Source organism: Burkholderia cepacia complex sp. TUM26381 (assembly GCF_057439935.1).
Map to the genome: position 1 here is coordinate 2,069,229 of NZ_CM172007.1, position 19,311 is coordinate 2,088,539.

Here is a 19,311-nt window from a genome sequence, read left to right on the forward strand (position 1 = left end):
GCGTGCGCCGGGTCAGACGAGCTCGGGCGTCTGCACGACGCTGATCTCGACGCCGACGGCCGTCGCGCCGAGCCCCGTCACCGGCTGCGCGTCGCGATAATCGAGGCCGGCCGCGATGCGCACGTAGCGCTCGTCCGGGCAGCGGTTCATGAACGGATCGAACCCGACCCAGCCGAGCCCTTCCACATACGCCTCGGCCCATGCATGGCCGGCCGGCTGCTGCATCAGCGCGGCAGCCTGCGGCTGCGCGCCGAGCGCCGGTTGCGGCATCCCTTGCGATTGCGCGGCGTGCGACGCGCCGAGCGCCTGCTGCATGCCCTCGCCGCTCTGCAGCGCGAGCGCTTCCTCCTCCTCGACGTCGCCCGTGTTCTGCTTCGCATCGGCCATGCGCTGCATCGCGCTGTCGGCGAGCACGTAGCCCGAGATGTAACGCGCGGGAATCTTCAGCACACGCGCGGCGGCAATGAACGCATGCGCATGGTCGCGGCTCGTGCCCTCGCCGCTTTGCAGCGCGGTTTCCGCGTCGACGGGCGCGTCGGCGGCCAGGTTCGGCGCATATGCGATGCGGCCGTGCACTTCCGTCATCAGCCAGTGCAATGCGTCGAGGCCGAGCGGCTCGATCGGCAGCGCTGCCGTGAGCGCGCGTACGGTGTCGCCCGCCTTCGTGAGCGCGGTCTCGCGCTCGAAGATCCACGGCGGCGCATAGCCTTCAGGATTCCCGATGATGCCCGCGCGGTCCTGCGTCTCGACGACGCCGGCCGCGATGACGACGATCTCGGCCTTCGCACCGCGGTCGTGACGCACGAGATCGATCCGGTTGCCGAGCCCGTCGGCGTACGACAGCGACGGCTCGACGCCGTCGATCGTGACCTGCCACGCGCGCACCGTCTGCCCGGGGCCCGACTGCGGGCGCAGCCGCAGCCGTTGCAGCGCATGGGTGGCTTGATCGTCGAACTGATAACGCGAGATGTGTCGGATGGCGAGTCGCATGGCAAGTTCTCAGTCGAAGTTGTAAGCCTGGGCGATTTCGAGCCCGAGACTGTTGTTGCGGCCGATGAAGTCGGTCAGGAATTCGTGCAGGCCGCTCTTGAAGATCCGCTCGACCGAGGTATCGGACAGCATCTGCAGGATCTTCGTGGCCGTGTCGTGACACGGGTGTGTCACGCCGTAATCCTTCGCGAGCAGGTTCAGGCTCGACACGACGCGCCCGTAGCAATAGCGCAGCGAACGCGGCATGCGGCCGTTCAGGATCAGGTAGTCGGCGATGTTCATCGGCTTGTACTGCACGTCGTACACCCAGCGGTACGACCGGTGCGCGGCGACGCAGCGCAGGATCGTCTCCCACTGGTAGTTGTCGAGGATCGTGCCGACGTGCGACACCGACGGCAGCAGCAGGTGGTATTTCACGTCGATGATCCGCGCGGTGTTGTCCGCGCGCTCGATGAATGCGCCGATCTGCGCGAAATCGAAGATCTCGTTGCGCAGCATCGTGCTGTAGAAGCTGCCGAGGATCAGCGCGGTTTCGCGCTTCACCTGGTCGAGCACGGCCGGCAGCTCGCTCTCCGGCACCGGCTGCGCAAGCGCGCGGCGCAGCGAGAGCCACGCGCCGTTTACGCTCTCCCACGCCTCGCGTGTCAGCGCCGTGCGCACCATCCGCGCGTTCGAGCGCGCGGCCTCGATGCACGCCAGCACGCTCGACGGGTTGTCGCGGTCGCGCAGCAGGTAGTCGGTCACGGTATCGGCCGCATACGCATCGTATTTCTGCCGGTAGCCGTCGTCGGTGCCCGAGCTGACGAGCACCGACGACCATTCGGCCGGCGCGTCGGACGTGCGCGTGAGCGCCATCCGCAGCCCGGCATCGACGATGCGCGCGATGTTCTCCGCGCGCTCGATATAGCGGTACATCCAGTAGAGACCGCTTGCAGTACGTCCCAGAAGCATCTCGTGTCCACTCCGTCTTCGTTCGGTTGGCGCGCCGGCTCCGGCGCGCGCGGTCGCGTCCGGCTCAGTCGGCCAGCACCCAGGTGTCCTTGGTGCCGCCGCCCTGGCTCGAGTTGACGACGAGCGATCCCTCTTTCAGCGCGACGCGCGTGAGCCCGCCCGGCGTGATGCGGATCCGGTCCGACACCAGCACGAACGGCCGCAGGTCGACGTGGCGCGGCGCCAGGCCGGCGTCGGTCAGGATCGGTGTCGTGGACAGCGCGAGCGTCGGTTGCGCGATGTAGTTCGCGGGGCGCGCGCGCAGCTTCGCGGAAAACGCCTCGAGCTCGGCCTTCGACGCGCACGGCCCGACCAGCATCCCGTAGCCGCCCGAGCCGTGCACTTCCTTCACGACCAGTTCGTCGAGATGCTCGAGCACGTACTTCAGGCTGTCGGCCTCGCCGCAACGCCAGGTCGGCACGTTCTCCAGCAGCGCCTTGCGGCCCGTGTAGAACTCGACGATCTCCGGCATGTACGAGTAGATCGCCTTGTCGTCGGCGATGCCCGTGCCCGGCGCATTCGCGATCGTGATGTTGCCCGCGCGGTACACGTCCATGATCCCCGCGACGCCGAGCACCGAATCGGGGCGGAACGTGAGCGGATCGAGGAACGCGTCGTCGACGCGGCGGTACAGCACGTCGATCGGGCGGAACCCTTCGGTCGTGCGCATCGCGACGCGGCCGTCGATCACCTGCAGGTCGCTGCCCTCGACGAGGTGCACGCCCATCTGGTCGGCGAGGAACGAATGTTCGTAGTACGCGGAATTGTGGATGCCGGGCGTGAGCACGGCGATGGTCGGGTTGTCGGCGTTGCCGCCCGGCGGGCACACGGCCGCGAGCGACTGGCGCAGCATCTGCGGATAGGTTTCGACCGGGCGCACCTTCACCTGCTGGAACAGCTCCGGGAAGAGCTGCATCATCGTCTCGCGGTTTTCCAGCATGTACGACACGCCGGACGGCGTACGCGCGTTGTCCTCCAGCACGTAGAACTCGTTCTCGCCGGTGCGCACGATGTCGACGCCGATGATGTGCGTGTAAACGTTGCCGGGCGGCCGGAAGTCGATCATTTCCGGGATGAATGCTTCGTTGTGCGCGATCAGGTGCTTCGGCACGATGCCCGCGCGCACGATTTCCTGCCGGTGGTAGATGTCGTCGAGGAAGGCGTTCAGCGCCATCACGCGCTGCTCGATGCCGAGCGACAGCCGGCTCCATTCCGCGCCCGAGATGATCCGCGGGACGATGTCGAACGGAATCAGCCGCTCGGCGGCCTCCGCGTCGCCGTAGACGGCGAACGTGATGCCAGTCTTGCGGAACACGCCCTCCGCGTCGTGGGCCTTCTGGGCGAGGCTCGCGGGATTCTGCGTGTCGAGCCATTGCTTCAGGCGCGCGTAAGGCGCCCTTACCATGTCGCCGGATTGCAGCATTTCATCGAATGGCTTCATCGATCTTTTCTCCATCGATCGTTTTCCCCGGCATTGCGCATGCCGGACCGGCGTAATCAATGCGTCGCAAGGAACGTGCCTTGCGCAATCTCCTCGATATCCCCCCGTTTTTGCGCCGCGCCAGGCACGCCCGCGCGGCATTGCGCACCACAACGGTGCAGCGCCCGACGCGACGTGCGCCCGCATGCGCCGCGAGCGCGCACGGCCGATGCTGCGCCGCGTCTTTCAAACATAGTTCCCCCGCGTGTCACGACTGTGCAATCTGCACTGCACAAAAAAACGGCGCGACCGGGCACCGGACCGCCGCGATGGAGGCGGGCCGGCACGCATCCAGCGCAGCCGGCCCTGGGGGAAGTACCGTCTGCGGCGCGCCGGCAATTCGACGCTGTGAACTGTCCGGTTAGCCGGGTCCGGCACCTCAACGCTATGCAGCCGTAATCCCGCCGACAACGCTCATGCATATTTCGACTGACACCCATCGAAAAAAAACATCGCGCCGACCCACGCGAGGCGCGGTACGCTAGAAAATTGGTGCAGCACACGGTGCCGCCGCCCTCAGGCGCCCGACTATAAAAAGCGACGATCGAAATGGAAGCAAAGTGGCTGGAAGATTTCCTGAGCCTTGCGGATACCAAGAGCTTTTCCCGGGCCGCACGTCACCGGCACCTCACGCAGTCGGCATTCAGCAGACGAATCGCCGCACTCGAAACGTGGATGGACGCGAAGCTGGTCGACCGGAGCATCAATCCGGTCGCGCTGACGCCGGCCGGCCAGATGTTCCGCGGGCTCGCCGCGGACATCCTGCGCAGCATGTATGCGGCGCGCAATCTCGTGAACGGCTATGACCAGTTCGCGGCCAGCGACCAGGTCGTGCGTTTCGCCGTCGCGCATACGCTCGTGTTCACGCTGTTTCCCGAATGGCTCAAGCAACTCAACGGCGAGGTCGGCCACGTCACGGCACGCGTGAACGCAGTGAACGTGCCGGAAGGCGTGCAGCAGCTCGTCGAAGGCGAATGCGACCTGCTGCTCGGCTATCACCATCCGCAACTGCCGATCGTGCTCGACCCGAACCACTTCCCGTTCGTCAGCCTCGGCGTCGAGCGGATCCTGCCCGTATCGACACCCGATGCACGCGGCAAGCCCGTGTTCCAGCTGCCCGGCACACCCGATGCCCCGCTGCCGTTGCTCGCGTATTCGTCGGGCGCGTTTCTCGGCAACATCGTCGAGATGCTGCTGCTGAATGCGACCGAGCCTTACGTGTTGCACCGCTGCTTCGAGACACACATGTCCGAGGCGCTGAAAGGGATGGTCGTGGCCGGTCACGGGATCGGCTGGCTGCCGGAGAGCTGCGTCGCGAAGGAGCTCGCGGACGGCACGCTCGTGTGCGCGGGCGCCGGGGACTGGATCACCGAACTCGAAATCCGCCTGTATCGATCGGCACGCCAGCGCGGGCTCGCGGCCGAGCAGCTGTGGACCTACATCATGAACCGGCCACGCGCGGCGGTCGAAGGTGCGGTCGCCGCCGAGCAAGCCGCCGCGCCGGCGATGCGCACCGCGCGGCGAATCGCCGGCGGCAGCCGCTGACTTATGCATGCGCGCGGTGCGGATTCGCCGCGCGAGTGCCCTTTCGACAGCAATCGGCACTCCCGCCGCAGTCCGTAATATCCCTGTGCCCGACCCGTAATCGATATCAGACGAAATGCAAACGTTTGCGTTTCAATATCGCATTTTTTACTGTCACGTCATTACATCCGAATATTCAGCCTGATTTTTCGGACAGAAATACCCTGTTACAGAACAAATCAAAAGTTTCCATTTACCTGCGGCAGTCAAAAATTACAAAGACGTCGCACCCTCTTTTCACAATGCGCGGCCTGTATCCGGACCTTCATTGATTCGCCGCGAACACAGCCGCAAAAATTCCTTTTATCAGTCGTTATTATTCGGCACGAACGTCGATACCTCCGACGTGATTCAATGCGTGCTCGATCATCACTGCCGACGAGCAATAATCATATTCGGCAATATCGACTTTCTTCAGCGTTAAACGAGTCATACGAATCCGTCGTTATCCTATTTAAATAGGATTATTCATCCTCGTCCCATTCGTGCCACACGCGGTTGTTGGTTCAAAAGTCATCGTGTATCAATAGCGTGTCGCAAAAAAACGCCGGCAAATCTGACTCGGAATAAATGCATGTCATTGACTCCAGACGGGAGGTTGCAATGTCTTCCTCGTTTCGACAGCATGCTCGCCCTTTCCTGAGCGTCTTCATCTCCGCGCTCTGCATCAATGCAATGGCCCAGGCCCCCGCGTCCGGTCCGGGCGCGGGCCGCTACGTGATCTCGTATATCTGCGGCGACGCACGAATCGACGGAACGGCACCGCTTCCCCCCGACGGCCGGCCCTACAACCTGGGCGTGTCGTTTGCTTCCGCCCGTACCGGGCAACCGCTGGCCGACGTGCAGGTACGCCTGCGGCGACATGGCCGCGTACTCGTCGAATTCAACGCATCGGGGTCGCGCTGCCTGTTCAGCGTACCGGATGCGAGCTATCGGGTCGAAGGGACCTATCAAGGCGCCACCCAGTTCGCGATCGTCGAGACGGGCGCGCTCACCACGCAGTTGCGATGGTGAACGTCGCCTGAATCCACGCCGATCGCGTCATTCACCGCAGCGTATCGAATCGAGGAGCATTGAATGACTCGTGCAGAACGACCGGACGACTCACCCGCCCGCCAGCCGAAGCCCTCGTGGGGGCCCGGAAAGAACGCGGCACTCAGCATCGTCGCGTTCGCCGCGATCTTCGGCCTCTTCGCGTATGCCGAGCGGGATTCGGTGGTCGGCCACGCGAGCATCGCGCACGACATCTCCCGCGTGATCGCCACCGCCGTCGGGAAATACCGCAACGCGATCGTGGCGGCGACGTCCCGCGCAACCGGTGCATCCGGCGCGACGGTCGCCACCGCACCCGCATCGACGATTGCACAACCGGTCATGCCGCCCGCGCCGCCGGTGCCGATTCCGGGACCCTCCGCGTCGACGGCACGCGCGGTGTCGACCGTGCGGGCCGCCCCGATCGTGGTCGAGCCGGAAGCCGCGCCGCGAACCACGCCATACATCGTTGCAAAACACCGGCAACCGTCCCATGCGACGCCCATGACATTCGCCGCCAATACGGGTGCCGCGCCGGCCTCCGGTCGTGCCATCGCACGGCACGGCGCGGCGCATCACGCGCAGCGAACCGAAACGCTGGCGGGCACGAGAAAGCGCCTGGACGACACGGCGAAGCCGCGCTCGTACGGCACCGACACGGCGCGCATGCAGACGGCAAGCGTCACACCTGCGGAACTGGAAGGTGCGCGTGCGCTGGCAAAGGCGCGCTCGTGCGCGCAGATCGACGAATGGAACTGCGTGGAGCAGAACGCGAGCCGTGCGCTCGCGATCGACCCGAAGAACAGCGAATCGCGCGCGTTGCTTGGACAAGCGATCCGCAATCGCCTGTGAACCGGTCGGATGCCGCCGGGCCTCGCCGCCCGGCGGTGCGACGGCCGGCGACGCGCGTCGTCGGGCGTGCAACCGACGTGATCGTTTCAGAGTGAGGACACACCGTGGACAGCAATCGGAAACAACAATGCCCCACCGTCGCTCCGCCGAACCGGCGGATCCTCCTGCATGCGCCATTGCTGCTCCTGCTCGTCGCGTCCGGCCCCTGCTTTGCCGCCGAAGGCGACGCGGAACCGGGCGGCGCGAGAGAAATCGCCGGGGCGGCCCCCGACGCGCTTGCGCCCGACATGCAAGCAGCCGGGACGCCGATGAAGATCGCCCTGGGTTCGGGCACGCTGCCCCCTCATGCGCCGACACCGATCGCACAGGCGTCGGATGCGTCGATGCAGATCGCACCGGCACCGAACCCGGCGATGCCGACCACGGTCGTGGTGGACCCGGACGCGCCGCAGCCGGGCGATCCGGGCCCGGGCGCGACATCGCCGAATACGCCGGCCCCGGTCGCGCAGGCGTCGAACCCGACGATGCGGCTTGCGCAGGCCTTCGACACCGCGCCTCCGAATACGTCCGCATCGCACGCACAGACGTCGAATGCCCCGATGCAGCTTGCCCAGGCATCCGGCACCGCGCAGCCGGAGACGCCGGCGCCGGTCGAGCACACGTCGGGCGCCCCGCCGCAGTTCGCCCAGACCGCGACCGCCACGCAGCCAACCACGCCGACGCCGACCGCGCAGGCCACCGGCACCCCGATGCCGAACTCGCCTGCGCCCGTCACACCGCCCCCCGGCTCGCAACCGCCGTCGTCCCAGGCACCGAATTCAGCGACACCCGGCGCGCAGCTACCCGGCGAAACGATCCAGCGATCGCAAGGACCCGACGTCGAAACGCCGAATGCGCAGGCGCCGAATCTTCATACCGCCGATGTCGCGACGGTGCGCAACGACGTGTTCGGCCTCGCGGCGAGCGGCGGCGCGGTCAAGGCGCTCGATGAAGCGAAGGCCCGGCCCGACGCCTTCTCCGCAGTCGACATCGCGCAACTGGAAGAACTGTCGATTCGCCAGCAAGTACGCGGCGGACGCGACAAGTCGCGTTCGATGACGAGTTCGGACCGCTTCGACGGGCTCGACAACGCGCTGCGCGCGGCCGACGACCTCGACAGGCGAATGCCGGCCACGCCGGAATACACGCCGGTCCGGACGGCGCTCGCGGGCGACCGCACGGTCGCCTATGCGGCACGCGGCGACATGAAGACGGCCGTCGCGACGTTCGAGACGATTCCCTCCAACGCGGAAATCTCGATCGACGCGCTGGCCGCCGTCGGCGATGCGTACCTGTACCTGAGCGAACCGGTCAAGGCCAACGCCGTGTACCGGCGCGCGCTGCAGCAGGCCACCGCGTCGCCGACCGACCGCGCGACCCGCGGCTTCCAGTACGGCGCCCGCACGCGTCCGATCGAACTGCGCGAAGGGCTGTTCTGGTCGTACGTCGACCAGGGGCGTGCGCCGGAAGCAAAGCAGGCGCTCGACGAGATGGGCAAGTCGCTGCCGCCCGCCAAACAGGTGACCAGCGTCGGCCCGGAAGAAGGCGACTACCTGCGCTACTACCGGCTGCGCGCGCAATACCTGATCTTCACGGGTCATGTCGACGAAGGGATCGCCGCGCTCGAACAGCTCGAGAAACAGGTGCCGTTCAACGCGGAGATCCGCGCCGCGCACGCGGACGCGGTCTCGGGCCAGTCGCATCCGCGTCAGGCGATCTCGATGTATCGCGCATCGCTGACCGATCATCCGGACAGCGTCGAGATGCTCGCGGGCCTCGGTCGCGCGTCGCTCACGGCAGACGACTACACGGCCGCGAAGACCGTCGACCAGACCCTCGGCAACACGTTCCCGGACAGCGGCGCCGTGCGCAGCTTCAAGCGCGACTACAACGCGTACCGCAGCCCCGTGTTCACGACCGACCTGAGCTACGAGCACGGCAACAGCGCGCTGGCGGACAACAGCTTCTCGTCCGACAGCTATGTGTATTCGCAACCGTTCGGTGACAACTGGCGGGTCTTCTCGCATACGTTCTTCGGCTATGCGCAAACCGACAGCGGCAACATCAGCCGCACGCGGACGGGCATCGGCGGCGACTACCGGCACGGCCCGCTCACCGTGCAGGGCGAAGTCACGCGCTCGCTCGGCACGGACGGCCGAACCGGCGGCCGCGGGACGGTCGCGTATGCGCTGAACGACTACTGGACGGTCAGCGCCGGGCTCGACACCAACGACAATTCGCTGCCGTGGAAGGCCTATGCCGCTCACATCTGGGGACGCTCCGCGAACGTCGAGGTCGTGTATCGCCAGAACGACCGCCGCCAGGTCAAGCTGAGCTACGGCGTGAGCCGCTACAGCGATTCGAACCTGCACCAGGAGATCGCGGCGAACGTCACGCAGCGCGTGTACACGTCCGCGAACCAGCTCGTCAACGTATCGCTGGATCTCGGTACCGACAGCAACACGCGCCAGGACGCGCCCTACTTCAACCCGGGTCGCGACTATGCGGCCGCGGCAACCGCCATGCACCAGCTGACGCTGTGGAAGAAAGGCGACATGTCGCTGCAGCAGCGCGTGTCGGTGTCCGGCGGCGTGTACAACGAGCGCGGCTTCGGCACCAGTCCGCTGTGGAGCGCGCGCCTCGAGCACGCGTGGACGTTCAAGCACGACATCACGCTGACTTACGGCGTCGAAGTCAGCAGCCACGCGTACGACGGCCAGCGCGAACGCTCCGAAACCGGCTTCCTGTCGGTCAACCTGCCGTTCTAGCAAGGAGATCGCGCAATGCAAACCAGACGGACCTTCATGTGCGGATGCCTCGGCACGTTTGCCGCCTGTTCGATGTTCCCGGGCGTGACGAACGCCAAGATGATCGACCTGCTGCCGCCGTCCGATCCGGCCGACGGCAAGACATTCCGCGTGATCTGCATGCACGATGTGCGCGACAACCTGATGGCGTCGTTTTCGTCGCCGACGGCGATGGTCGATCCGTTCGCGGTCGATACCGGTACGCTGACCGCGATCTTCTCGTGGCTGCAGACCAACAACTACCACACCGTCACGGTCAGGCAGATCGAGGAGTCGCGGCACGGCGGCAGGCCGCTGCCGCCGCGCGCGGTGCTGCTCACGTTCGACGACGGCTTTCGCAGCCACTACACGAAGGTGCTGCCGCTGCTCGAGCGCTTCAAGTATCCGGCCGTGATGGGCATCGTCACCGCGTGGATCGATACGCCACCGGATACGCCGATCCGCATCAGCGACAAGGTCCAGGTGCCGCGCGACTACTTCATGTCGTGGGACGAAGTGAAGCAGCTCGGCCAGTCGCACCTCGTCGAGCTCGGCTGCCACACCCACAACCTCCATCATGGCGCGATCGCGAATCCGCAAGGCAACGAGTTGCCGGCGACCACCTCGCACCTCTACCTGCAGGACCAGAAACGTTATGAAACCGATGCCGAATTCCAGGCGCGCGTGCACGACGACCTGCAGACATGCGTGCGGCAGATCCACGAACACACGGGCATCGTCGCACGCTCGATGGTGTGGCCCTACGGCGCGGAAAACCAGCCGGTGCGCCAGATATCGACGTCGCTCGGCATGGACATCCAGTTCAGCCTCGATGCCGGCCCGAATACGCCGGACGTGCCGCTGGACCGGCTGAGACGGATCCTGATGATGTACGACGTCGATATCGGCGGGTTCGAACGCTCGATGCGCGAGCCGGCGTCCAACCGCGGCGACGTCGACGTGCCGGAGCGCACCGTGCAGGTCGATCTCGACCAGGTCTACGATCCCGATCCCGCGCGCCAGGAAGCGAATCTCGGCAAGTTGATCGAGCGTATCTACCGGATGCAGCCCAAATCGGTGTATCTGCAGGCGTTTGCGGACCCGAAGGGCACCGGCGTGGCCGAATCGGTGTATTTCCCGAACCGGCACCTGCCGATGCGCGCCGACCTGTTCTCGCGCGCCGCGTGGCAGCTCAATACGCGCTCCAACGTGCAGGTGTACGCGTGGATGCCGGTGCTCGCGTTCCGGCCGCCGGCCGACAAGCAGCGCGGGCTCGAGGCCGTCAGCGCATACGGCGGCGCGCCGGCCCGCGAGAACGGCACGCGCGTGTTCCGGCTGAGCCCGTTCGATCCGGATGCGCGGCTGATGATCCAGCAGATCTACGAGGATCTCAGCAAGCACGCGTCGTTCAGCGGCATCCTGTTCAGCGACGACGCCGTGCTCGACGACTACGAGGATGCGGGCCAGCACGCGCTGCGCACCTATTCGCAATGGGGGCTGCCGGCCGACGTCGGCAAGATCCGCGAGAACCCCGACCTGATGAAGCGCTGGACGCGCGAGAAATCGCGTTATCTGATCGACCTGACCCGGCAGCTCGAGCAGATCGTGCTGGCGCACCAGAACGTCGGCGACGTGCTGACCGCGCGCAACATCTTCGCGCTGCCGGTGCTCAAGCCCGAGTCGGAAGCGTGGTATGCGCAGAACTACGACGATTTCCTCGCCACCTACGACTACGTCGCGCTGATGGCGATGCCGTACATGGAGCAGGCGAAGGACCCCGAAGGCTGGCTGGACCAGCTCGTGCGGGCCGTGCGCGCGAAGCAGCGCGGGCTGCAACGCACCGTGTTCGAACTGCAGTCGTACGACTGGCACGCACACAAGGACGTGCCGGCCAGCACGCTGCTCGCCCAGATGCGACGGCTACGCAGCGAGGGCGCCGTGAACTTCGGGTACTACCCGGACAACTTCCTGAACGGCCAGCCGGAGCTCGACACGATGCGCGACGTGATGTCGCTGAAGTCACGCCTCGACGCCACCTCGATCAACGCGCTGATGCAGATGCAGCAGTCGCACGGAGCAAAGACGCCATGACCACCCACGGCATCATCCAGCGCCTGCAGGATTTCGTCTTCTACTACCCGTTCTTCATGTCGTATCTGTGGATGATCGGCGGCGTCGTGCACTACTTCCTGCTGGAAGAAGGCCGCGAGCTGTCGACACGGACGATCGCGTCGAGCGGCATCCCGAAGATCTCGATCATCGTGCCCTGCTTCAACGAAGCCGCGAACGCGCGCAGCGTGATCAGCCACCTGACCCGGATGCAGTATCCGAACTACGACATCATCGCGGTCAATGACGGCAGCCAGGATCGCACCGGCGAGATCCTCAACGAGCTGGCGGTCGAGATTCCACGGCTGCTCGTGATCCATCACGCACGCAACGAAGGCAAGGCGGTCGGGCTCACCACCGCGGCCGCGATATCCAACGCGGAGTACCTGCTCTGCATCGACGGCGACGCGCTGCTCGCGCACGATGCGATCGGCTGGATGCTCGAGCACTTCCTGACCGACCCGGGCGTCGGCGCCGTGACCGGCAACCCGCGCATCCGCACGCGCACGTCGCTGCTCGGCCGCATGCAGGTCGGCGAATTCTCGTCGATCGTCGGGCTGATCAAGCGCACGCAGCAGGTGTACGGCCGCATCTTCACGGTGTCGGGCGTCATCACGATGTTCCGCAAGACCGCACTCGCCGACGTCGGCTACTGGAGCTCGGACATGCTGACCGAGGACATCGACATCAGCTGGAAGCTGCAGTGCCGCGACTGGCGCGTCGTGTACGAGCCGCATGCGCTGAGCTGGATCCTGATGCCCGAGACGCTGAAGGGCCTTTACCGGCAGCGGCTGCGCTGGTCGAAAGGCGGCATCCAGGTGCTGATGAAATATGCGGGCACGCTCGCGCGGCCGACGCAGATGATGATGTGGCCGCTGTTCGTCGAATACCTGATCGGCATCGCGTGGGCCTATTCGATGTCGTTCATCCTGCTGCTCGCGCTGGTCGACGTCGTCTACCCGTTGCCGCCGAGCTGGCACGTATCGGTCGTGCCGCACTGGCACGGAATGCTGCTGGTCGCCACCTGCATCCTGCAGCTGATCATCGGCAGCATGATCGATCGTCAGTATGACGAAAAACTCCTGATGTATTTCCTGGACACCATCTGGTATCCCGTTGCTTTCTGGCTGATCAGCATGATCACCACCGTCGTCGCCCTGCCGGCCGTCGTGCTGCGGGGCCGCGGCAAGCGGGCCGTATGGGTCAGCCCCGACCGAGGCATTCAACATGAAGAACGCGCCGATTATTGACCTTTCCCTGCGCACGCCGCGCGAAATGATCGCCGAACGCGGCCGCATCGCCGGCTCCGTGCTGGTCGTCTGGTTCCGCCTCGTGCGGCCGGCGCTGGTCGGAGCCGTGTGGGCGTCGATCTGCATCTATACGTACCGCTACCTGCTGCCGTTCAACCAGGCCGAGATGCCGATCGAACAGATGGTGTTCTACGCGACCGCGATCGCGACCATCGCGGGCACGATCGTCACGTGGCTGATCGCGGGGCGCGTCGTGCATCCGCTCGCCTACCGGCTGCGCGTGTCGAAGATGCTGCGGCGCTCGGCCAGCGCGAAGGTGCGCTCGGTGCCGGCCACCGCGCTGGCCGGCGCCCGCCGGCGTGGCGCGCGGCGCACGACACGCATTCTCGTCGCGTCGCACGACGCGAACGGCTCCATTTCCGGCATCGAATGGGTCGCCCACGCGGGGCCGCAGCCCCGCGAGTAATTCAGCGGAGACGCGCCGCCGCGCACGGGACGCCATCCGTGCGGCGCGGCGCCGCTCCTGACGCCGCGCTGCCATGCATCGCCGGCAGGCCGGCAACTTCTTCTGGACGAGGTGAATCATGTGCGGAATCGTCGGAGCAAGCGGCCTGAACAATCAGGTGCCGCAACTGGTCAATGCGTTGAGCCGGCTCGAGTATCGCGGCTACGATTCGTGCGGCATCGCCGTGCAGGGCGACGGCCGTCTGCGCAGCGAACGCACGTTGCGGCGCGTGACGGACCTGCAGGCGCGCGTGCTGACGCTCGGCCTGGAAGCGCAGACCTGCATCGCGCATACCCGCTGGGCGACGCATGGCGCACCGTCGGAAACGAACGCGCATCCGATCATGTCCGGCGACACGATCGCGGTCGTGCACAACGGGATCATCGAGAATCACGACGCGCTGCGCGTCGAGCTGCGGGAACGCGGCTACACGTTTCGCGGCCAGACCGACACCGAGGTGATCGCGCACCTGATCCACAGCGTCTATCGCGACGACCTGTTCGACGCGGTCGTGCGCGCCGTCAAGCGGCTGCACGGCGCGTATGCGATCGCGGTGCTGAGCGCACGCGAGCCGCAACGCCTCGTCGCCGCGCGCGCCGGCTCGCCGCTCGTGATCGGCATCGGCGCCGATCAGAACTACCTCGCGTCGGACTGCGCGGCGCTCGGCGACCTGACCGACCGTTTCGTCTACCTCGAAGACGGCGATGTCGCGTTGATCACGCCGGACCGCATCGCCGTGATCGACTCGGGCGGGCATGAAGCCCGGCGCCCGCTCTGTGAAGTGAAGGCGCGCGAAGGCGACGCCGCGCTCGGTCCGTACCAGCACTTCATGCAGAAGGAAATCTTCGAGCAGCCGAAGGCGATCGACAGCACGCTCGACGGCATCGACACGATCTCGCCGGCGCTGTTCGATGCGACCGACGGCGCGCACGCGCTGTTGTCGAGAGTCAGGAGCGTGCTGCTGCTCGGCTGCGGCACCAGCTACTACGCGGGCCTGACCGCGAAATACTGGCTGGAGAGCATCGCCGGCATTCCCGCGCAGGTCGAGATCGCCAGCGAATTCCGCTACCGCGACACGGTGGCCGATCCGCGCACGCTCGTCGTCGGCATCTCGCAGTCGGGCGAAACGGCCGACACGATCGGCGCGCTCGAACAGGCGCGCGCGATGGGCCAGGCGCTGTCGATGGCGATCTGCAACGTCGCGACCAGCACGATCGCGCGCAACGCGCCGCTGCGGTTTCTCACGCGAGCCGGTATCGAGCTCGGCGTCGCGTCGACCAAGGCGTTCACGACGCAGCTCGTCGCGCTGTTCGTGCTGACGCTGACGCTGGCGCAACAGCGCGGCCGGCTCGACGCGGCGCACGTCGCGATGCACCTGAAGCAGTTGCGTGCGCTGTCCGACCGCATCGGCCACGCACTTGCGCTGGAAACGCAGATCATGGGCTGGGCCGCGAAGTTCGCGCACACCGAGAACGCGCTGTTCCTCGGGCGCGGCATCCATTTCCCGATCGCGATGGAAGGCGCGCTGAAGCTCAAGGAAGTGTCGTACATCCACGCGGAAGGCTATGCGGCCGGCGAGCTGAAGCACGGCCCGCTCGCACTCGTCACGAGCGCGATGCCGGTCGTCACGATCGCGCCGGACGACCGCCTGTTCCAGAAGCTGAAGTCCAACATGGCCGAGGTTCGCGCGCGCGGCGGCCGGCTCTACGTGCTGGCCGGCAACCAGCTCGAAATCGACGCCGACCGCGACACGCACCTGATCCGCGTACGCGAGTCGGGCGACCTGCTGTCGCCGATCGTCAACGTGATCCCGCTGCAGCTGCTCGCCTATCACGTCGGCTGCGCGCGCGGCGCCGACGTCGACAAGCCGCGCAACCTCGCGAAATCGGTGACCGTCGAATGACGCGGCGAATGCGCCCGGCGCGGGCGGCCGTGAAGCGCGTCGCGGCCGCGCTCTGCGGCGCGTGCTGCATCGGCGCGGTGCCGCTGTTCGCGCTCGCGGTCGCGCCGGCCGTGCATACGGTCGCCGTGCCGGCGGCGTCGACGCCGCAGGAAACCGGCGACCCGCGCCGCTTCATGCACGGCATCGGCGTGGCCGATGCCGGCAACGGCAAGCGCTGGGTGTTCTTCAGCAGTTCGGGCATCGTGCCGCGCGGCGCGCTGCGCAACGGCAACTGGCCGCATGACGTGTACGTCGGCGAATGGCTGCCGGGCAAGCCGCGCCTGCTGCATGTCCGCACGTTCATCAGCCGCCCCGAGGCACAGGAACCGGTATCGATCGCGCAGAACGCGCGCGGCGACATCTTCGTCACGTTCGAGGACGGCTGGAACGCACCGCAGGAAGTCAGCCAGCGCTATGGCGTCTATCGACGCGACCTGAAGCCCGTCAAGCCCTACCCGAACGACGTCGAGCCGGGCGGCCATTCGGGCCATGTCGCAACGGTCGGCGAACGCTTCGTCGTGTTCTATTCGGCCGACTGGGTCGACGGCGGCGGCGTCGACAATCTCGGCACCGGCAACGGCGTCTACCTGAAAACCTACGACGCGGCCGGACGTGTGCTGAACCACGTGGCGGTCGCGCCGCACCGCCGCGAGTGGTGGCCCGTGATCGCGGGCTCGCCGCGCACCGCGTTGCTCGTCTGGCAGAAATTCATCGAAGGCAGCACCGACGCGACGCTCGAGTACGCGACGTTCGATCCCGTCACGGCCAGGCTGGACCTGCTCGGGACGCTGAACGACAGGATCCGGTACTACGTGTACTCGTCGGCCTATGTGCCGGAAATCGATCGCTTCATCGTCGTCACGACGACAGCGGACGATCGCGGCGTCGCGATCCTGATCGCCCCGGACGGCCGCCGCACGGCGACGCTCGATTGCCTGCCGGCGTCGGTGCGCGAAGCCGGCATCGGGGTCTCCGGCACGCATGCGTACGTACCGACCCGCGACGGGCGGCTGCTGACGCTGGCGCTTGGGGCATCGGACATTTCGGTAAGTGGCATGCAGCGTTCGCCGATTCCGTGGGGCTCGACCGGTATCGCCGGGTTCCCGGCGCGCGGCACGGCGATGCATTTCGTGTCGCTGACGCCGTCGGGCACGCGCGAAGCCGATTTCGAAGCGGAGCGCGACACGCCGATGCCGAACGGCGAAGTGCCTTGTTCGAGTCATTGACGCCGCATGACCCGCCCGGTTGAAGCCGTTCAGCCGGCGATCCCGCTACCCTGGCCGAACCGCGCCACGCAATGCCACACCCACTTGGCCGTCTGGTAGTCGAGCACGCCGTCGCGCGCGCGGCCGAGCACGGCCGGCGTCACGACGCGGTCGACGGCAATCTGCGCGATGGCATCGGCTGCCGCCGGCCCGCGGAACTGCTCGCACTCGGCAAGCCGATCCAGCGACAGCCGGAAACCGCCGTGCCACTCGACCCGGCAGCCCGACCGCCCCGCCGCCGCCTCGACCGGCGTATCGCGATAGCTCGGATCGAGCACGATCGCGTCGACATCGTCGCCGAGACTGACCGCACCGTGGACCTGCGCCTCGATGTAGTTGTCGAGCAGCGCATCGAGCCCGTCGCGGTTTTCAGCCGCGAGCGGGATCAGCGCCGTGCAGTCCTGGATCGCGAAATGCGCGGGCTGGTAATGGCTATCCGGATAGCAGAAGGTCGTTCGCCGGTGCACGTCGTTGCGCAGACGCAAATGACAGGATCCAAAGCGTCTCGATCCGCCAACCGGATCGAGCCGATGATTCAGCGCACCGTACTTGGGCCGCAGTGCGGGATCGGCATCATCGTATGCCCGCCCGAACATCCTGCTTTCCCATTGCCAGCGATCGCCGCCGGGATACGCGGTCAGGCCGCCATTGCTCGTCGCCGTTTCGAACTGCGACCGGTACATGCCGTCGCGGACAATCCGCTCGAGCGTGCCGATGCCGGCGGCCAGCGTATCCGGATGAAAATTGAGCGTAACGGGGAAGGCAGGGCCCAGCCGCTCCGGCGGCGGCCAGGATCGTCGGATATGGGCGAGCGCCCGGTCTGCGGCAGTGTCCATGCGTGGTGTCCGGTAGCGTCGAACGTTGCCGACGGTATCGTGGCGTTGCCGGCCCGGCGCCGGGGCGGATGGCCGCGTCGGGCACGTGCCGAAGCACGATACTACCGCGCACGTGCTCCGATCGCCCCTCCGTCGCAGAATTCGCCAGCGCCGCGCGTAGCGGATAGACTGTCGCCCGATTCCTTCCATCGGCCGCGGCGCCCGCCTCCTGCCGCCGCCGGAACGCCCTTCCCAGGAGAACGAATGCTGAAGCGCCAGTGGTTTTCGCTCGTGCTGCTGATGGTCTGCCTGATCGGACAACGCGCGTCGGCCCAGTCCACGCTCGAACTCGAAACCGACGGCACGGCCCGCACCCTCACCCGGCAGACGCTGCTCGCGCGCCCCGACGCCACGGACATCCACGTGCCGCGCGACATCGCGTATGGCCGGCCGATGACGTTCCGCGCGGTGCCGTTCGCCGCGCTGCTCGGCGATACGCCGCTGCCGGCCGACGGCGTGCTCGAAACCCGCGCGGCCGACGGCTTCGCCGCGCAACTGCCGATGGATCTCGTGCGCCGCCAGGCACCGTCCCGCGCCGTCCCGTGGCTCGCGATCGAGGATCCGGCCCATCCGTGGCCGAAGCTGCCCGGCAAGCAGGTCAGCGCCGGGCCGTTCTACCTCGTGTGGCTCGGGCCGGATGCGTCGTCGGTGCGCGGCGAGCAGTGGCCGTACCAGATCGTGCGCGTGACGATCGAATCGTCGCCGCTCGCGCGCTGGCCGTCGCTCGCCGTCGATGCCGCATTGCCCGCCGACGATCCGGCCCGCGCGGGACAGCGGCTGTTCGTCACGCAATGTCTCGCGTGCCACCGGCTCGACGGCGCGGGCAGCAGCCACGCCGGCCCTGACCTGAACGCGCCGATGAATCCGGTCGACTACTTCCAGCCGGCCGCGCTGCGCCGCTATATCCGCAACCCGGCATCGGTGCGCGACTGGCCGGGCCGCAGCATGCCGGCGTTTCCGCCCGACCAGTTGAGCGACCGCGAACTCGACCAGATCGTCGCGTATCTCGCGGATAGGGCAAAGCGCAAGGCCGGCAAGTAACGGGCAGCCGGATCATCCAGGGGACGTTGATGGCGCCACGCGACACGCTGTTCACCATCGCACCGATCGACGCCGTGCAGACGCACCCGCTCAGGGCGACGATCCTGCTGAACGGCGACCTGACCGCGTGCGAACTGGCGGGAGACCATGCGCCGACGACGCTGCACGTCGGCGTGCGCGACGGCCGGTCGAGCATCGTGGCAGTCGCATCGCTCTGCGAGGAGCCGCGCGACGACGACCCTGCGCGGCCGGCGTGGCGGCTGCGCGGGATGGCCGTCCACCCTGCCGTGCGCGGCATGGGATTCGGGCGTGTGTTGGTGCAGGTTTGCGTGCGGCACGCGGAACAACGCGGCGCCGCGCTCGTCTGGTGTACGGCGCGCGAAGCGGCGTACCGGTTCTACGAACAGCTCGGGTTTGCGGCCGATGGCGCGTTGATGACGATGCCGGGCCGCACCGATACGGCGTTCCATGTGATGCGCCGTTACATCGATCGGCGTTCGCCGTCAGCCTGACGCCACCCGCGCGCGGCGCCGCGCCGGAAGGATGCACGTTCAGCCCGGCGAACCCCTTC

The 19,311-nt window shown here is 66.9% G+C and carries 15 protein-coding genes; 11 read left to right on the top strand and 4 right to left on the bottom strand.

What is annotated here, in order from left to right:
* Positions 1–12 precede the first annotated feature (12 nt).
* The 3 genes from ACWMMN_RS25960 to ACWMMN_RS25970 all read right to left on the bottom strand — a co-directional run bounded on the left by ACWMMN_RS25960 (position 13) and on the right by ACWMMN_RS25970 (position 3,421).
* Positions 13–990 carry a transglutaminase family protein gene (locus ACWMMN_RS25960; RefSeq protein ID WP_486423308.1) on the bottom strand — a complete coding sequence of 326 codons (978 nt, stop codon included), beginning with the start codon at positions 988–990 and terminating at the stop codon, positions 13–15.
* A gap of 9 nt (positions 991–999) precedes the next feature.
* Positions 1,000–1,941, bottom strand: a complete 942-nt coding sequence (locus ACWMMN_RS25965; RefSeq protein ID WP_059237069.1) for an alpha-E domain-containing protein — start codon at positions 1,939–1,941, stop codon at positions 1,000–1,002.
* Between the two features lie 64 nt (positions 1,942–2,005).
* The gene (locus ACWMMN_RS25970) at positions 2,006–3,421 is read right to left on the bottom strand and encodes a circularly permuted type 2 ATP-grasp protein (protein ID WP_059237070.1); all 1,416 of its coding nucleotides are present in this window, start codon (positions 3,419–3,421) and stop codon (positions 2,006–2,008) included.
* Between the two features lie 588 nt (positions 3,422–4,009).
* On the opposite strand from ACWMMN_RS25970, the gene ACWMMN_RS25975 reads away from it, so the two are divergent.
* The 9 genes from ACWMMN_RS25975 to ACWMMN_RS26015 all read left to right on the top strand — a co-directional run bounded on the left by ACWMMN_RS25975 (position 4,010) and on the right by ACWMMN_RS26015 (position 16,785).
* Complete coding sequence (locus tag ACWMMN_RS25975) at positions 4,010–5,005, top strand: LysR substrate-binding domain-containing protein (RefSeq protein WP_059237071.1); 996 nt, start codon at positions 4,010–4,012, stop codon at positions 5,003–5,005.
* A gap of 642 nt (positions 5,006–5,647) precedes the next feature.
* On the top strand, positions 5,648–6,058 hold the full coding sequence (locus tag ACWMMN_RS25980; RefSeq protein ID WP_059237072.1) for a hypothetical protein: 411 nt from the start codon (positions 5,648–5,650) through the stop codon (positions 6,056–6,058).
* Positions 6,059–6,121: 63 nt separating this feature from the next.
* Positions 6,122–6,928: a hypothetical protein gene (locus ACWMMN_RS25985; RefSeq protein WP_174991883.1), complete on the top strand. Its 807-nt coding sequence runs from the start codon at positions 6,122–6,124 to the stop codon at positions 6,926–6,928.
* Positions 6,929–7,032: 104 nt separating this feature from the next.
* The gene (gene pgaA, locus ACWMMN_RS25990) at positions 7,033–9,735 is read left to right on the top strand and encodes a poly-beta-1,6 N-acetyl-D-glucosamine export porin PgaA (protein WP_174991884.1); all 2,703 of its coding nucleotides are present in this window, start codon (positions 7,033–7,035) and stop codon (positions 9,733–9,735) included.
* Positions 9,736–9,750: 15 nt separating this feature from the next.
* The gene (gene pgaB, locus ACWMMN_RS25995) at positions 9,751–11,844 is read left to right on the top strand and encodes a poly-beta-1,6-N-acetyl-D-glucosamine N-deacetylase PgaB (protein ID WP_486423309.1); all 2,094 of its coding nucleotides are present in this window, start codon (positions 9,751–9,753) and stop codon (positions 11,842–11,844) included.
* Positions 11,841–13,112: a poly-beta-1,6-N-acetyl-D-glucosamine synthase gene (gene pgaC, locus ACWMMN_RS26000; protein WP_174991886.1), complete on the top strand. Its 1,272-nt coding sequence runs from the start codon at positions 11,841–11,843 to the stop codon at positions 13,110–13,112. Before pgaB ends, pgaC begins: the two co-directional genes overlap by 4 nt.
* The gene (locus tag ACWMMN_RS26005; protein ID WP_059237077.1) at positions 13,090–13,578 is read left to right on the top strand and encodes a hypothetical protein; all 489 of its coding nucleotides are present in this window, start codon (positions 13,090–13,092) and stop codon (positions 13,576–13,578) included. Before pgaC ends, ACWMMN_RS26005 begins: the two co-directional genes overlap by 23 nt.
* Positions 13,579–13,696: 118 nt before the next feature.
* Positions 13,697–15,520, top strand: a complete 1,824-nt coding sequence (gene glmS, locus ACWMMN_RS26010) for a glutamine--fructose-6-phosphate transaminase (isomerizing) (RefSeq protein WP_486423310.1) — start codon at positions 13,697–13,699, stop codon at positions 15,518–15,520.
* On the top strand, positions 15,517–16,785 hold the full coding sequence (locus ACWMMN_RS26015; RefSeq protein ID WP_420874387.1) for a hypothetical protein: 1,269 nt from the start codon (positions 15,517–15,519) through the stop codon (positions 16,783–16,785). Before glmS ends, ACWMMN_RS26015 begins: the two co-directional genes overlap by 4 nt.
* A 29-nt stretch (positions 16,786–16,814) precedes the next feature.
* On the opposite strand, the gene ACWMMN_RS26020 is transcribed toward ACWMMN_RS26015, so the two are convergent.
* Positions 16,815–17,660, bottom strand: a complete 846-nt coding sequence (locus ACWMMN_RS26020; protein WP_059237080.1) for a DUF3626 domain-containing protein — start codon at positions 17,658–17,660, stop codon at positions 16,815–16,817.
* 243 nt (positions 17,661–17,903) lie between these two features.
* Between ACWMMN_RS26020 and ACWMMN_RS26025 the strand changes: the two genes are divergently transcribed.
* Positions 17,904–18,740 (top strand): c-type cytochrome, encoded by an 837-nt coding sequence (locus ACWMMN_RS26025; RefSeq protein WP_340625084.1) that lies wholly within the window; start codon positions 17,904–17,906, stop codon positions 18,738–18,740.
* Between the two features lie 29 nt (positions 18,741–18,769).
* Positions 18,770–19,252, top strand: a complete 483-nt coding sequence (locus tag ACWMMN_RS26030; protein ID WP_486423311.1) for a GNAT family N-acetyltransferase — start codon at positions 18,770–18,772, stop codon at positions 19,250–19,252.
* The last annotated feature ends 59 nt before the right edge of the window (positions 19,253–19,311 follow it).

Bases quoted from the DNA above. Each gene is read 5' to 3' on its own strand.
- pgaC (WP_174991886.1), top strand. From the start codon at position 11,841: ATGACCACCCACGGCATCATCCAGCGCCTGCAGGATTTCGTCTTCTAC.
- ACWMMN_RS25970 (WP_059237070.1), bottom strand. From the start codon at position 3,421: ATGAAGCCATTCGATGAAATGCTGCAATCCGGCGACATGGTAAGGGCG.
- ACWMMN_RS26030 (WP_486423311.1), top strand. From the start codon at position 18,770: ATGGCGCCACGCGACACGCTGTTCACCATCGCACCGATCGACGCCGTG.
- ACWMMN_RS25985 (WP_174991883.1), top strand. From the start codon at position 6,122: ATGACTCGTGCAGAACGACCGGACGACTCACCCGCCCGCCAGCCGAAG.
- glmS (WP_486423310.1), top strand. From the start codon at position 13,697: ATGTGCGGAATCGTCGGAGCAAGCGGCCTGAACAATCAGGTGCCGCAA.
- ACWMMN_RS26005 (WP_059237077.1), top strand. From the start codon at position 13,090: ATGAAGAACGCGCCGATTATTGACCTTTCCCTGCGCACGCCGCGCGAA.
- ACWMMN_RS25980 (WP_059237072.1), top strand. From the start codon at position 5,648: ATGTCTTCCTCGTTTCGACAGCATGCTCGCCCTTTCCTGAGCGTCTTC.
- ACWMMN_RS25960 (WP_486423308.1), bottom strand. From the start codon at position 990: ATGCGACTCGCCATCCGACACATCTCGCGTTATCAGTTCGACGATCAA.
- ACWMMN_RS25965 (WP_059237069.1), bottom strand. From the start codon at position 1,941: ATGCTTCTGGGACGTACTGCAAGCGGTCTCTACTGGATGTACCGCTAT.
- ACWMMN_RS26015 (WP_420874387.1), top strand. From the start codon at position 15,517: ATGACGCGGCGAATGCGCCCGGCGCGGGCGGCCGTGAAGCGCGTCGCG.
- ACWMMN_RS26025 (WP_340625084.1), top strand. From the start codon at position 17,904: ATGCTGAAGCGCCAGTGGTTTTCGCTCGTGCTGCTGATGGTCTGCCTG.
- ACWMMN_RS25975 (WP_059237071.1), top strand. From the start codon at position 4,010: ATGGAAGCAAAGTGGCTGGAAGATTTCCTGAGCCTTGCGGATACCAAG.
- pgaB (WP_486423309.1), top strand. From the start codon at position 9,751: ATGCAAACCAGACGGACCTTCATGTGCGGATGCCTCGGCACGTTTGCC.
- ACWMMN_RS26020 (WP_059237080.1), bottom strand. From the start codon at position 17,660: ATGGACACTGCCGCAGACCGGGCGCTCGCCCATATCCGACGATCCTGG.